This is a genomic window from Brucella sp. NBRC 14130 (genome assembly GCF_040371715.1).
Classification (GTDB): domain Bacteria; phylum Pseudomonadota; class Alphaproteobacteria; order Rhizobiales; family Rhizobiaceae; genus Brucella; species Brucella intermedia.
This window is the reverse complement of the sequence record NZ_BAABTE010000004.1, coordinates 203,416-217,366: the sequence shown is the minus strand read 5'-3', so window position 1 is coordinate 217,366 and position 13,951 is coordinate 203,416. Positions and strand designations below refer to the sequence as shown.

The following is a 13,951-nucleotide window of genomic DNA, read 5'->3' as shown; positions in this document are numbered from 1 at the left end:
ATGACGTGGACAGCTTTGCAATGCTGTCCACGTCAGACACGAGCAGGTCTGGTAGAGACTTTAGAACCGAACTTCACCGTCAGCGTCTAGCCGCTCTTCGACTTTGCCAGTCTGTCGGGAAACGTAAATGAACGCGGCAAGGAATATCACTGTCATCAGCAGAACGATTGTAGGGGCAGGCGCGCTGTCGGTGAAGAACGACAGATAGACCCCGAAGAAGGAAGCAAAAACCGCAATTGCTGCGGCGAGCAACATCATGGTGCTAAACTTGCGTGTAAGCAGAAACGCAATCGCACCCGGCGCAATCAACATGGCAATGGCCAGAATGATACCCACCGCTTTCAAAACGCCGACAATAGTCAACGAGATCAGGCAAAGCAGGCCATAATGCAGCAGGCGGACCGGCAGACCGACTGCGCGGGCTTGTGCCGGATCGAATGCGTGTAGCAGGAAATCCCGCCATTTGACGAGAAGGATGCCAGCGGTGAGTGCGGCAATAACGGCCGTTTCGACCAGATCGGACAATGTTATGCCGAGCATGTCGCCAAACAAAATGTGGTCCAGATGGACCGTCGAGCGGATCGCAACATAAAGAACCAGACCGAGGCCGAACATGCCGGAGAATACGATGCCCATCACTGTATCCTGTTTAATACGGCTGTTCTCGGTGAGATAACCCGTTGCAAGAGCACAGGACATGCCCGCTACAAACGCTCCGAAGCCGAAAGGTATTCCGATGATGTAGGCGACGACCACACCCGGAAGAACGGCATGGCTGATCGCATCCCCCATCAATGACCAGCCCTTGAGAACCAGAAAGCACGACAGCAATGCCGTAGGGATCGCGATGAGGACTGAAATGGCCAAGGCATAGCGCATGAACTCGAACTGAAATGGGGCAGCCAGGGTTTCAAAAATGATCATTGCGGGAACTCCCTGAGGGCTAATGAAGCCTTGCGCCGTGCTGCCAGCAGTCCGTGCTTTGGAGCCAGGAGGAATACGCTGAGAAAAACCAGTGTCTGGAGCACAACGATTATGCCCCCCGTCGCACCATCCAGAAAATAGCTCACATAGGCCCCGACAAAGCTTGTGACAGAGCCAATCGCGACAGCGATCCACAGCAGTCGCGAAAACCGGTCCGTCAGCAGATAAGCGGTTGCGCCCGGCGTCACCACCATACAGATGACGAGGAATGCGCCGACCGTTTGCATGGCAGCGACAGTGGATGCCGACAGCAATGTGAAAAACATGATCTTCAGCAGAACGGGCCTCAGTCCTATCGAACGCGCATGGCTCTCATCAAAGAACACCACCATCAGGTCTTTCCACTTCAAAAGAAGGAGCGACAGGGAAACGAAGCCGATAATCGCCAACTGCAATGTATCCTCCGGGGTGATGGCGAGGATATTGCCCAGAACGATGGTTTGAACGCTGACTGCCGTCGGCTTGAGCGAGATCATGAAAAGCCCGAGCCCGAAGAACGAGGAGAAGATCAGGCCGATGATGGCGTCTTCCTTCAGCTTTGTCCTTTGGTTGAGGAAAAGCATCGCTGCCGCTGCAAGGCCGCCCGAGAAGAACGCGCCGATGGAGAAGGGGAGGCCAAGCATGTAAGCGCCGGCAACACCCGGAACGATTGAATGGGAAAGGGCGTCACCAATAAGCGACCAGCCTTTCAGCATGAGATAGGCCGAGAGAAAGGCACACACGCCACCCACCAAGGCGGAAACCCACATCGCATTCAACATGTAGTTATAGCTGAATGGCTCAAGCAGCAGCGTCATTGTTTCGGGCTCCGGTTGTGGGGCGCCGAACCCCCTTTTTCATAAACAACGAACGGGCGCTCATCGTCCGTTATGACGCTGACGGGTGCTCGTCCGGAACGTTCATTCCCGGTCAGTACGAGATGGCGCAACACACCGCCGAAAGTCTTTTCGAGATTTGCCTGCGTGAAAACTTCGGCGGTCCGACCGTAGTCAAGCACCGTGTGTTTCAACAATACAGTGCGGTCACAGAATTCGGGAACGCTGCCGAGATTATGCGTCGAGACCAGCATGACGCGTCCTTCATCCCGAAGGCTGCGAAGAAGAACGATGATCGCTTCTTCGGTCTTGACGTCCACGCCGGTAAAGGGTTCGTCCAAAAGAATGGCGCGTCCATCCTGGGCCAGCGCTCGCGCAAGAAACACCCGTTTCTTTTGCCCGCCGGAAAGCTCGCCGATTTGCCGATGGCGAAACTCAAGCATGTTCACACGGGCAAGCGCATTCTCTACCGCTTCCTTGTCGGGACGGCGCGGGATGCGCAGCATGCCCATGTGGCCGTAGCGTCCCATCATGACGACATCTTCAACGAGAACCGGGAAATTCCAGTCGACATCTTCGCTCTGCGGAACATAGGCCACCAGATTGCGCTTCAGTGCAGCTTCGACCGGCATTCCGAGTATGGATATTTCACCTTTGGCGAGTTTTACAAACCCCATGATCGCCTTGAACAGGGTTGATTTTCCTGAGCCATTAACGCCTACCAGCGCCGTGATTGTTCCGGTCGGAATAGCAAAGCTCGCATTATGCAGGGCCGTATGGCCATTCCGGTAAGTGACCGTGGCGTCTTTTACATAGATTCCTTTTTCCGGCGCGGAGTGAAGTACTTTCTCAATATCTACGGAAAAATTCATTGCTTAAGGCCATCAGCGATGGTGCGCGAGGTAACTTTCAACAAGTCAATATATGTCGGCACGGGACCATCCGGTTCTGAAAGTGAATCGACATAGAGAACCCCGGCATATTTTGCACCGGTTTCGCGGGCTACTTGCTTCGCAGGGGCGGGGGATACGGTGCTCTCCGAAAATACGGCGGAGATGCCGTTTATACGCACTCCATCAATCACTTTGCGAACCTGCTGGGGCGTGCCCTGTTGGTCTGCATTGATTGGCCAGAGATAAAGTTCCTTCAGGTTGAAGTCCCGCGCGAGATAGGAAAATGCGCCCTCACTCGAAACCAGCCAGCGCTTTTCCTCTGGGATTGCCTCCATCTCTGCCCGGATCGGGTCGATAGCGGCTTTGATCTTTGCCTTGTAGGCTTCGGCGTTTGATTTGTAGGTAGCTGCGTTGGCAGGATCGTTTTTGACAAAGGCGTCCCGAATATTATCGACATAGATCAGCGCGGCATTCGGGGACATCCATGCATGTGGATTCGGCTTACCGTTATATGGGCCCTCGGTGATGTCCATGGGCTTCACGCCGTTGGACACGATTGCGCTTGGAACATTGTTGAGACGGGAGAAGAATTTTTCGAACCAAAGCTCCAGCCCCAGCCCGTTCCAGAGTACCAGCTTTGCATCCTGCGCTTTGATCAGGTCTCCGGGCGTGGGCTGGTAATTGTGAATCTCCGCGCCTGGCTTCGTAATAGATTCAACGATTGCAGCATCGCCCGCAACATTCTGCGCAATATCGGCAATAACGGTAAATGTCGTCACGGCCTTGAATTTCTCCGCCAGCGCACCGGTTGCGCTAGACCAGACGAGAGCTGCACTCAAAAGACCAAGCGTTGCTGTTCGTAGAATGCAATTCCGCATATTTCAATCCTTTTTGCTAATAATTCGCAATTGCATAATCGAATAACAGTCGACTGACAAGTGCTTTTGCGATCCATTTGCATCTATAAGGCTGGCTAGGGCTCAAGATTCCGATTGCAAAAAGCATCTACACGTATAGATTGCACATGCCATGATGGGTTGCATTGCGAAGGGTGCGCTAGTGCCGGAGGGGCATGCGGGCTCCCGATAAACCAAGTTTATTCTCTGCGTGGATTGAATGAATGAGGTGACGATGAGCTTACTGACTGACTTGTTGTTGAATATTCTCTGGGATGGGGCTGAGGAATGGTTGTGTATGAACCACATATGAGCGGGACTAGATGGGGCTTCACCTGCACCACTACGCAGATCGGGCCGGTCAATTATCGCGCAAGCGGGACGACTTTCCTCGTCTTCAGAGAACAGGTTCGCAATCTGAGGTGGTGTTGTTCTGGCCGGGATGGCGAGAATTCCGACTGCCCGACCGGTACCGTGTTTATCATTCCGGCTTTCGTGAAATTGACAATCGATTGGCCCGAGCCCGCAGAAGTATTGATAGGGCATTTTGATGGACAGCTTCTTCGGGACGTTTTTTTCGAGAATATTTGGAAGCACGAGATCAAGAACTTTGGAAGTGCTGCAAGGTTCCTATGTAAAGAATGCGTGCCGATATCAAATATGATCTGGGATGAAATCCGCCTGCGAGGTGAGGGGGATGAGCCTTATCTGCGCGCTCTTGGTTTGGTCCTCATGCATACGATAGCTCGCAGTGCACCGGGCAATCGAATTTCCACTGATAGCAAAGCTGGACTCAGCAAGTTGGCGTGCCATCGTATTGAAACATACCTCTCCCAGAATTTTCATCAGCCTGTTTCGGTCCGGGATATGGCTGATTTGGTCGGAATTTCGGCGGGCCATTTTTCAACGTCCTTTCGCAATAGTTTCGGACAGACACCTCATCAGTACCTGATGGGGCTAAAACTCGATGAAGCCGAGCGGCTGCTTAAAAAGACATCTATGTCGATACGAGATATTGCGCGCCATTTGAGCTTTTCCAGCCAGAGCCACCTAACCACAGCTTTGCGGAAATATCGGCAGCTCACCCCGGGCGAGCTGCGCAAATAGACCCGAATTCAATTCCAGGTGCTGACCCGTCGGTGCTTGCTTCGTCTGGATGTTGATTCACCGAGCAGTTGGCGTGTCGGTTGGCTTCCGCTTCAACCATTTGCGCCAGATGTGAATTTCACTTCGGCGGCGCCAGCGACGGACGCGGTGAGAATCGTGCGACAGAACGATAAGTCCAAGGGGAAGCATCCAGAAGCCTAGAATCGGAAGAAACCCCAGAGACCCGCCCACTACGAGTGAGCCGCCAAGCATACGACGCATCATGACAGATTGCGGCATGGGGATTCGCCGACCAAGAATCACAAGGGCTTTTTTTCGGGGCATTTCGGCGTACTGATCACTCACTGGGTCGTCTCTCAGGCTGATATGTTACAATTCACAGGCGGAAAATCTCCCAGAGAATATAGGGTTTCGAGGGCAGAATGCAAAAAGATGAAAAAAAATGGATTTAGCCCTTTGCAAAGGCGAAATCCTTTTGCTATACGCCACCTCGCTGACGCAACGAGCACCTGTTCCCCGGTAGCTCAGCGGTAGAGCAACCGGCTGTTAACCGGTTGGTCGCTGGTTCGAATCCGGCCCGGGGAGCCACTTTCTTCACGTAAGCTATTGATTTATAACGAAAGAAGCGACCACATGGGCCGCTCTGCATAACTTCATTCATAACCAAATGTTCCGCCCGATCAGGGCTAATTCAGCCGAATAATCGCATAAGCGGCGACGACGAATCCGACCATCATCCACGCGAACCGCACCGTGATCGTGCGGGTCATGCGTTCGAAGCTCCTGAATCGGCTGGCTCCATAGCGGGCCCCCCTGGGTGATCTACGGCGAGAATCTACGCTGATCTGCGGCGGCTGATCTACGCCCGGCTCACTTCAACTCGACAAGCACGAAAACGACCCGGGTCATCCCGTCGGGCTTAATCGTCACGACCTCGAACACACGAAGGTCGTCCAGGCGGATGCGATCCCTCTGCCGGGCGCTCGCTGCCTGCGGATAGCGGTTCTTGTCGACGGAAAGCTTGATGCTTTGTCCGGCGTGGATCGCTCTCAGGTCGTTGCCAGCACGGTCACGCTTTCCGATCTCGATAGAGTCGTACTGCGGCGATTCCTCAAGGACGCCTTTGCCCAGCCAGACTTCCCGCTGTGGGTCCGGTCCCGACCTACCGTTTGGGTTTGACGCCTGCGGGTGACCCTCGAACCGAATTGCGTATGTCCTGTCGACCGTGCGGCTTACGGCGCGGTCCAGGCGGTCGAAAATAGCCATTGGGAAATCCTTTCGGGGAAGAGAATGCCCCCCACGGGAAAGCAACCGTGAGGGGCCGGAGATGCCACCCGCGCTCCGCTGTATCTCTCCAGCGGGTCCAGGGGCCTTGTGGGCAGTGGTCCCCCGGATGTGACCCTCTCGGGGCTACTCGCCTACGCCCCGGAAGCAATCGGGGCAGGCTGTGGGGTGATTTTCGGAGTGCCAGCTCACCACACTGGCGGAGGGTAAGACCATGTGGCTTCCCTCCTATCCCCTCCCGCTCTTGATGACGGGGAATCTCAGCCCGGCTTAGGCCTCGTCGGGTTCGACGCCGGGGTTCTTGTATGCGCCGCGGAAATCGATCACGCCTGCGCCGAAGTCGAGATGCACGCGGAAATCAGCGCCAAGGGTCTCGAAGCCTTCGCGGTAAGCGATTTGCGGCCCTTGCGCACTCGACAGGTGCGCCCATTCGATGATGGCTGCATTCGTAGGCGAAGCGAACACGTACCAGCTCTTGTCCTCGATGCGCGGCTCGACCAGGAGCTCGAGACGGTTGCTGAAGGGGTTGACGTCGCTCGAGGACGTCGCTGCCAGAGTCGCGAGGATCTTCTCGGCGTCGGTTTCCAATTCAGGACCGACGAGCAGGAATGCGGGCGTCACGCCGGCGGGAAGCTTGCCGCCGAATGCCTTCTGCTTCCGCATGGCCTTACGGGCCTCAGACAGGCTTTCAACGCTCAGAGGCGCACCAGCGGCAGCGAGGTTTTTGTGATTGGCGTGGAATAGCGCCGTATCGTCTTCTCCAACCTTCGGATTGGACAACAGCAGGTTCACGACAACCTGATTTTCAGTCTCGGCAGCGGCACGTCCAGCAGCGCGCGACCAGTCCGCCAGCCCCCCGAGATCGTCGTTGATCATCGCATTGCGTGACAGGCTGAAGATGCGAGCGAAGGTCTTGAGACCGTAGGACTCGCCGGCCTCGCCACGCGTGGTGGCCTTGATCTCACCGGCTTCATTCAACGGTGCCAGCGTATCGATATCGCCGATCTTGATTTTCTGCGCCTTGCGGAAGTCCGACATGGTGGTCGAGCGGCAAAGGCGCTGCTTGATCGGAGACTGTGCGGCTTCGTACTGCGCCAGCAGAACGCGCTCGCCTGCCGACTGCAGCAGGAGCGGGAAATCGCTTGTGGTGTGCATGGCGTAGCTCCGCTGACGTCCGCCGACAAAGACCTCATCTCGCGACAGATTGCGCGTGTTCACGCCAGCGGCCTCCAGCGATGCACGGGCGTGCTGCTCAAGGGTCCATGACATGTACTGGCGGGCACGCTCGGAAGGCTTCTCGCCGCTCATACGGCAGGCCAACGCTTCAATGCGTGCATCGTTTGCGTCGTCACTTCCGCCCAGGCCGCGCGTCTCCACATGCGGGAAAGTTGGGCTCTGGTTCTGGCGCTCGATCATCTTGTCGAACATGGCGCTGCGGAAGGCTTCGACGCTGGTGCCATTCTCGATCGCGTCAGCCGCGCGTCAACTGCCGCACCTGCCTCCACGTTCAGCCCGAGCATGGCGGTGACTGCCACATGTCATGCGCGCGTTGGAACAAGCCTTTGTCGATCGACGAGCAACGCGACGGCTGCCCGGCTCACCTCTATCTACCGGGACTGATAAATGGCGAGCAGATCGATGCGGACGAGGTTGCGGAGACCGTTACATACCGAATGGCGACGGGTGAGATTTGGGTGGATGGGGCAAACATCATTAGTTAGCGTTCAGGTATTCGGCAATTGTTTCCTCAAACTGCTCCAACCGAAAGATCATTTTTTCAGCGTGAGATTTGCAGTGAGCATACATCTCTTGATGAATATGCGGGGGTAATTTGTCCAGTTCCGATTGATATGCTTTTACATAACTACCCTCAACAGCGCGCAAGTTTTCGAGAATAAGTGGTGGCGCTTGAGTGCTTAAGGCCATGTATTCTCTCTCAGTTGTTTCTAGCAAAGCCTTCGAACGTATGTCAGTCTTCTCACACAAATTAATAATTCGTTGAAACATCGCTTTAACTTGTTGAATAATAATGGTTCTTTCAAGGTTATTTGATCGGATGGCTGTTTTGTTGTGTTTAATGGTCATCTGTAACTGTTGAGAGGCAACTACAATAGCAACCAGAACAGAAGCGCCAGAAACTACTGTTCCATAGTCTTTTGTCATGGTGATTATCGCCTCTATAAACGAAGGCGATCCGGATAATACCCACCCAAATATCAATCCGCAGACCCCGCTATATGCGATTATTACACCGCCTAAAATCCATGAGGCAAAGTCAACTTTTTCCCAAACAAGGTAACGCCCCCAAATGCTAACCTTACGCGACTATCAACGCGCCGCGGTTGACGGCCTTTACGACTACTGGCGCGAACAACCCGGCTCGCCTCTTATCGTGCTTCCGACGGGCGGCGGCAAGAGCCTCGTGCTGGGTACGATCTGCAAGGAACTGATCGAAGACTGGCCCGACATGCGTGTGCTCGTGGTGACGCATGGCCTACGACAACGACGACGGATGCATTGCGCCATCCGTCACCGGACTTCACAACTCCGAACATCACCCTGAACCACGCGGTCGTATTGACGGGTTGGCAAACTTCTGCGGACCAGAGTGCTACTGTGAACTCACAAGCGATAGACCCTCCGAGAATGCCTTGAGCGGATGTGGCTCTGATCGGTGCGGCGCGTTCCGTGCGCGTGCTTAACCGCATGCCGGAAGCTCAGGCCAATGAGGCTGGCATTCCCGGCATGGATCGGTTCGGCTATTTCTCGATCACATACGGCAAGTCGAACCTTACGCCGCTCTCACACCGGTTGGACTGGCGACATATCGAAAGCGTGGCGCTGGGCAATGGCCGCGGCCTGACGCAGCCGCAGGACCATGCGCCCGTAGTGACGGAATGGCATTGGCCGTCCAGCGAGGAAGTGGCCGAAGGCCTGACCGATGAACAAAAAGAAGCTATCCGTCGCGCTGTAAACGGCGGCATGTATAAGCAGGCACGGCAGGCCAAGGATTGGGTTGGGCACGCCGTGGCTTATGCGCTTGGGCTGGATAATGACGACGAGGTGCAGAAGAAGCGGGCCAGCCTTATTACCATGGCACTATTCAAGGAAGGTTTCCTGGCGAAGGTCGAGGAGCGCGATCCAGTACAGCGGAAAACGACATCGTTTGTGAGGGCGGTTTAGGAAATACGGCACTTGCCGTATTTCTTTTTGTATCTTTGCAACCGGTAACCCTCTTGTCGCCGATCTATTTTAGTGAGAATAGAACAATAGTTATTCGATGCGGCGGGGGGCAAGCAAGGACAATGGGGACGATTGGTGCGAGTGGCTTTTTTAGATCAAACCAGTGTTTGATTGCCTTTCTAGGACTAATGAGTGTTCTTTTATCCCTCGTATCCGCCTATGCTGCTCCGGTGACTTCGCCGCAATACTTCAGTAGTTCAAAGAATACAGCAATTTCCGGTAAATTGACGGCCGTGGGGGCTACAGCTTCGTTCAGTCTGGTGACCGCGCCAGCTAATGGAACTGTTGTAGTCAATGCCGACGGAAATTTTACTTATACACCTAATGCAGAATTTGTCGGTGCCGATACCTTTCTCTTTCGGGCCTCAGATGTCAATCCCCCCTACGAGTACTCCGAAAGCTCAGCTAATTTCACGATTTCAGCAACCGTACCGAGAGTATCGTCAGTTATTGTTCCAGCTAACGGCTATTACAACGCTGGCTCAATGCTTAATTTTTCCGTAAATTTTGACCAACCTGTATTTGTCACTGGCGCACCTTCATTGTCAGTTACTATCGGCTCAGAAACGAAGCAAGCGGTCTATGCGACCGGCAGTGGTACAAACGTCCTCATATTTTCTTATACTGTCCAGTCCGGTGACATGGATATGGACGGAATTGCTCTTGGCGCGTTGGCGGTCAACGGTGGTTCCATTAGCAACAACGTAGGTGATGCAGCTCAACTTACTCTAAATAATGTCGGTGTTTTATCAGGAGTGATGGTCAATACGGTAAGACCAACGGTTGTTCTTTCATCCACTTCCTCTTCGTATGACAACATAAAAACCGTTACAGCAACTTTTTCCGAGCCGGTAACCGGCTTCACCATAGCAGATATCGACATGTCTATTGTCGGGACAGCGAGCGCTGCTGCACACTCCCTGACTACTGCAGACAATATCACCTATACTTTTATTGTTACAATGTCGGGGGTAGGCGCAACCGTACTGCAAGTAGAAGCCGGATCTGTCGTCAACGTGGCAGGAAATGGTAACGTTAGTTCCAATACGCTGTCTCTTACACTGAATCCTTTACCAAACCCAGACTTGCAAAACCTCATTCCCAGCGCAGGTACTTTAGTGCCTGCCTTTGCCCCCAACACGAGCTCATATACGTTGAATGTCGCAAATGATGTCGAAAACATTTCGTTCATACCATCTCTTGCAGATATTAACGCAACGGTCGTCGTCAACGGGTCTCCAACGCCGAACGGAACGTCCAGTGCGGTAATTCCATTAGTGGCGGGGAGCAACACCGTTACGACGACTGTTACCGCGCAGGATGGAACCACAACGAAGACTTATACCGTCAATGTCATCCGCGCGCAGTCCGGTAATGCCGATCTGGTAGGCCTTGTTCCGAGCGTTGGATCGCTTGAGCCGGCATTTTCGTCGAGCGCTACGAATTACGTGCTGGCGGTTTCAACCGAAACATCATCGTTGGAATTGACGCCCACTTCTGCTGATCCGACAGCAACAATCACAGTCAACGGAGCACCCGTTGCGTCCGGTAGTGCGAGCAGTGCCATTCCCGTGGGTATCGGCAATACGACGCTGACGGTTGTCGTCACTGCGCAAAATGGAACGACACGCAGCTATACAGTGAATGTCACGCGCATTGCGTCAGGGGATGCAACGCTTGCCGGACTCGTTCCCAGTGTGGGATCGCTAGATCCGGCATTTGACAAAGAAACAGTCAGCTATTCCCTCAATGTTGAAAACACGGTCGAGAGCGTTTCCTTCTTGCCAACCATTTCCGATCCCTCCGCCCGGGTAACCGTTGCAGGGGGCAGCGTTGCGTCTGGAAGTCATAGTGCTCCTATAGGGCTGACTATTGGTGCGAACACGGTTTCTATTGTCGTAACTGCGCCAAGTGGGGCCAATCGCAGCTACACGGTTGTGGTCAACCGTGCGGCCATGGTTTTCACCGACCCGACGCTCGATCCCGAAGTGGTCGGCTTGTTGAACGCGCAGACAAGTGCCGCACGACGCTTTGCGCAGGTTCAAACCCGGAATTTCCAAAACCGGCTTGAGCAGTTGCATGATGAAGGCGACCGACGGAAGTCCAGTCTCGGTGTACGGCTTGGTGGTTCATCGTCGGCACAGCTAACGGAAGACCCAGGCAATCCCTCTGCGTCAGCATCGTCTGCGGAGATTTCAACACTCGGCTATGCCCCCGAAAAGCGCGATAGCTTTCCGGGCAAGGCTGTTGGGCTGAAAGACCTGGAGCAGCCTGCGTCCTCCATAGATCCAGATCTTGGACCATTCGCATTCTGGAGCAGCGGCTTTGTGAACTTCGGTCAGCGCGATGGCGGCAAGCTCGACCTGGACTATACGCTTGTCGGCGTGAGTGGCGGCATCGACTACCGGTTCTCGGAACGCTTCGTGGCGGGCTTCGGTGTTGGATACGGGCGGGATCGCACAGATATTGGCGAAAATAGCACGGAAAGCCGCGCCAATGCCTATAGCGCTGCGATTTATGGTAGCTTCAAACCGATCGACAATTTCTATATCGATGCGCTTGTAGGCGGCAGCATTCTGGATTTTGACTCCACCCGTTTCATCACGGCAGACGGCAGTTTGATCGACGGAAGACGTGATGGCTATCAATTGTTTGGATCGCTGACAGCTGCTTATGAATTTCGCCAAGAAGCATGGCTGGTCTCTCCTTATGGCCGGGTGGAAATGTCGCGCTCCTGGCTCGATGGCTATTCGGAAGGTGGCGACAGTATCTACCGGCTGACCTATGGCGATCAGACCTTGGACACTGTCACGGGTGTGGTCGGGTTGCGCGCCAATTACTCCATCGACTACACATGGGGGCGTCTGACCCCTGGTGTCCGCGCCGAATATGCTCATGATTTCCAAGGCTCCAGCCGGGCCGCCATGGGATATAGCGCGCTGGGTGGGCTTCCGTATGCACTCGATGTTGAAGGCGAGAGCAGCGATAGCGCCAATGTGGGCCTGTCGCTCGATTTCAGCTTCAATAATGCCTGGACTACAGGTGTGGAGTACCAAACCGGCTTCGGCGGCACGGACGCGCGCGACCACGCATTTGCACTGCGGGTCGGCGCGAAGTTCTAAACCCGATAGGCTAGTAAGTTAATGCTAAGTTTTTGAAAAGCGGGGCTTCGGCTCCGCTTTTTTATTGCCGCGACCAATCGGGAGTGATGCCGTTCTTGCCCATAATGCCGTAAGTCTCGCCTGTATTAAGGAACCAAACACTGAAAATTGCGCACAGTGCCAAGAAGACACAGGCGGAGATGATGAGACGAGTTCTACTCGGACGACGCCTCAATAAGAGATAGGCGCCACGCCAACGGCGGCAGATGAAACATAGGCGGCGATCATATATGGCCTCTATGGGCTAAAAAGCGGAAGCCGATTAACACCAAACAGTAACCTCATACAATGATTGGTGCTGGGAGGGCGGAAGAAACCCGTCTGCCGGCAAGCCGGCCCCAGCTGATCCACTTGCCAAGTCTTTCCTTCCGGCTTGGCTAAGCGCAGACAAAGTTTACAGCCAGCTATTGCTGCGTTCAATAAGTCCCGCCATAGAGCAGCAGTTTTTTCATATTAGAGATGCTACTCGTCCAAATTTTTCAAAAATGGGGCAACTGATGGATTTGGCATAGTATCTTTATGGAAGCGTTCAATCGCATTATCGCAAAAACGCTCTATGTCCATTGCCCCATAGTTCATAGATAAGTTCATGCGCTTGTAAATGTTGCGTCTTGCATAGGCTTAATGTTCTCAAGCCCCTCGCCCAAGCTATCAATATATTCATTATTCAGGTCGAGAGAAGGGCAATAAACGAGGGCTGCAAAGGAGTCTGCAAGGTTTGTCATATACTCATCCCGAGACACACCCGGATTGAACCTCGGTACTGAATCTTCTGCTAATACTGGTTTAGAGAAAAACAGTATCAATAAAGTAATAATTGTTCTTTTCATCGCAAAACCGTAATCTTCTTTTATTTGATCTGTTAACAAGCGCGCCAAAACAATCAACTTATATCTTGAGAGGGGTCGGATGGCAATTTCGAGTTTCCTACTTAATTTTGTCTGATGGGAACGGCACGTTGATCTAGTGGTCGTGGCAATGACAAAGATCGTGCGTTCCTGCAGTAGTTTGTTTTGTCTTTAGCAATATCTGTGCGTGATTGCTCCAGGAGAACGAGCAGCAATGGGTCGCTCTTTGGTTCTATCCCCGAGGCGTCAATATAGCCGTTCACGTATTGCGAATTGACTTCATAGTTTTCGCAGCCTTCTTTCGCGACAAGCGCGATGGACAGGTACAAAAGAAACTCTTCTTTGTGCACGGTCGCAGATGGATAAATTGATGTGTTTTGGCTGCCGCTTTTTGAGGCCGCCATAAGCAATACACCGACCGCAAGGAATATCGTTTTCATCCGTGCCACCCTTAATAAGACAACGGCTGTTGAACCTCGAGTCTCACTCCGGCGCAAGAGGCACGCAGAGCGATTCCGGCCTAATTTACAACCTTCTGTCACAATCAAAATACAACTTCTGATACTGCTCACTTCTTCTTGCGCACTTCTCGAAAAACCCTAAAAGAAGTTCGCAAATGCACGCTGCTTTTGGTGCGTAAGAGTTCTTATATAGAAACTTACGCACAAAGCGCGCGGCGCGCAGTTCTCGTAATTTGAGAAGTGCGCACTTTTCCTGCTT

General features: G+C 53.6%; 15 protein-coding genes and 1 tRNA gene. 6 read left to right on the top strand and 10 right to left on the bottom strand.

What is annotated here, in order from left to right; genetic code table 11:
- Window positions 1-60: 60 nt before the first annotated feature.
- Genes ABWW28_RS09740 through ABWW28_RS09725 form a run of 4 tightly spaced genes read right to left on the bottom strand, consistent with a single transcriptional unit; the run spans window position 61 to window position 3,570 of the window.
- Entirely contained in the window at window positions 61-924 is an 864-nt protein-coding gene (locus tag ABWW28_RS09740) for a metal ABC transporter permease (protein WP_210268855.1), read from the bottom strand.
- Window positions 921-1,781: a metal ABC transporter permease gene (locus tag ABWW28_RS09735; RefSeq protein WP_176587697.1), complete on the bottom strand. Its 861-nt coding sequence runs from the start codon at window positions 1,779-1,781 to the stop codon at window positions 921-923. The genes ABWW28_RS09740 and ABWW28_RS09735 overlap by 4 nt, the downstream gene beginning before the upstream one ends.
- On the bottom strand, window positions 1,778-2,671 hold the full coding sequence (locus ABWW28_RS09730; protein ID WP_176587698.1) for a manganese/iron ABC transporter ATP-binding protein: 894 nt from the start codon (window positions 2,669-2,671) through the stop codon (window positions 1,778-1,780). Before ABWW28_RS09730 ends, ABWW28_RS09735 begins: the two co-directional genes overlap by 4 nt.
- Window positions 2,668-3,570 carry a metal ABC transporter substrate-binding protein gene (locus tag ABWW28_RS09725; RefSeq protein ID WP_176587699.1) on the bottom strand — a complete coding sequence of 301 codons (903 nt, stop codon included), beginning with the start codon at window positions 3,568-3,570 and terminating at the stop codon, window positions 2,668-2,670. The genes ABWW28_RS09730 and ABWW28_RS09725 overlap by 4 nt, the downstream gene beginning before the upstream one ends.
- 327 nt (window positions 3,571-3,897) lie before the next feature.
- Between ABWW28_RS09725 and ABWW28_RS09720 the strand changes: the two genes are divergently transcribed.
- Window positions 3,898-4,695, top strand: a complete 798-nt coding sequence (locus ABWW28_RS09720) for an AraC family transcriptional regulator (RefSeq protein ID WP_247886187.1) — start codon at window positions 3,898-3,900, stop codon at window positions 4,693-4,695.
- A gap of 57 nt (window positions 4,696-4,752) precedes the next feature.
- Here the strand turns inward: ABWW28_RS09720 and ABWW28_RS09715 are convergent, their stop codons facing one another.
- Complete coding sequence (locus ABWW28_RS09715; RefSeq protein ID WP_210268871.1) at window positions 4,753-5,019, bottom strand: hypothetical protein; 267 nt, start codon at window positions 5,017-5,019, stop codon at window positions 4,753-4,755.
- Window positions 5,020-5,208: 189 nt separating this feature from the next.
- On the opposite strand from ABWW28_RS09715, the gene ABWW28_RS09710 reads away from it, so the two are divergent.
- A tRNA-Asn gene (locus ABWW28_RS09710) sits at window positions 5,209-5,283 on the top strand.
- A gap of 282 nt (window positions 5,284-5,565) precedes the next feature.
- On the opposite strand, the gene ABWW28_RS09705 is transcribed toward ABWW28_RS09710, so the two are convergent.
- Together ABWW28_RS09705 and ABWW28_RS09700 are read right to left on the bottom strand one after the other, a co-directional pair.
- Window positions 5,566-5,961, bottom strand: coding sequence for a hypothetical protein (locus ABWW28_RS09705; protein ID WP_176587702.1), 396 nt, complete (start codon window positions 5,959-5,961; stop codon window positions 5,566-5,568).
- A 288-nt stretch (window positions 5,962-6,249) separates the two neighbouring features.
- Window positions 6,250-7,407: a phage major capsid protein gene (locus tag ABWW28_RS09700; protein WP_176587703.1), complete on the bottom strand. Its 1,158-nt coding sequence runs from the start codon at window positions 7,405-7,407 to the stop codon at window positions 6,250-6,252.
- 107 nt (window positions 7,408-7,514) lie between these two features.
- Between ABWW28_RS09700 and ABWW28_RS09695 the strand changes: the two genes are divergently transcribed.
- A complete protein-coding gene (locus ABWW28_RS09695) occupies window positions 7,515-7,700 on the top strand; it encodes a hypothetical protein (protein WP_353390892.1) in 186 nt (61 codons plus the stop codon).
- On the opposite strand, the gene ABWW28_RS09690 is transcribed toward ABWW28_RS09695, so the two are convergent.
- Window positions 7,693-8,142, bottom strand: a complete 450-nt coding sequence (locus ABWW28_RS09690; protein ID WP_176587704.1) for a hypothetical protein — start codon at window positions 8,140-8,142, stop codon at window positions 7,693-7,695. The genes ABWW28_RS09695 and ABWW28_RS09690 overlap by 8 nt on opposite strands.
- A 145-nt stretch (window positions 8,143-8,287) precedes the next feature.
- Here ABWW28_RS09690 and ABWW28_RS09685 point away from each other — a divergent pair, with 145 nt between their 5' ends.
- The 3 genes from ABWW28_RS09685 (at window position 8,288) to ABWW28_RS09675 (ending at window position 12,344) form a co-directional block, all read left to right on the top strand.
- Complete coding sequence (locus ABWW28_RS09685; RefSeq protein WP_247886188.1) at window positions 8,288-8,542, top strand: DEAD/DEAH box helicase family protein; 255 nt, start codon at window positions 8,288-8,290, stop codon at window positions 8,540-8,542.
- A gap of 98 nt (window positions 8,543-8,640) precedes the next feature.
- On the top strand, window positions 8,641-9,162 hold the full coding sequence (locus ABWW28_RS09680) for an ATPase (protein WP_313011543.1): 522 nt from the start codon (window positions 8,641-8,643) through the stop codon (window positions 9,160-9,162).
- A 188-nt stretch (window positions 9,163-9,350) separates the two neighbouring features.
- A complete protein-coding gene (locus ABWW28_RS09675) occupies window positions 9,351-12,344 on the top strand; it encodes an autotransporter domain-containing protein (RefSeq protein WP_353390890.1) in 2,994 nt (997 codons plus the stop codon).
- 626 nt (window positions 12,345-12,970) lie between these two features.
- Here the strand turns inward: ABWW28_RS09675 and ABWW28_RS09670 are convergent.
- Together ABWW28_RS09670 and ABWW28_RS09665 are read right to left on the bottom strand one after the other, a co-directional pair.
- The gene (locus ABWW28_RS09670) at window positions 12,971-13,270 is read right to left on the bottom strand and encodes a hypothetical protein (RefSeq protein WP_176587706.1); all 300 of its coding nucleotides are present in this window, start codon (window positions 13,268-13,270) and stop codon (window positions 12,971-12,973) included.
- 44 nt (window positions 13,271-13,314) lie between these two features.
- Window positions 13,315-13,671: a hypothetical protein gene (locus ABWW28_RS09665; RefSeq protein ID WP_113476994.1), complete on the bottom strand. Its 357-nt coding sequence runs from the start codon at window positions 13,669-13,671 to the stop codon at window positions 13,315-13,317.
- Window positions 13,672-13,951 lie beyond the last annotated feature (280 nt).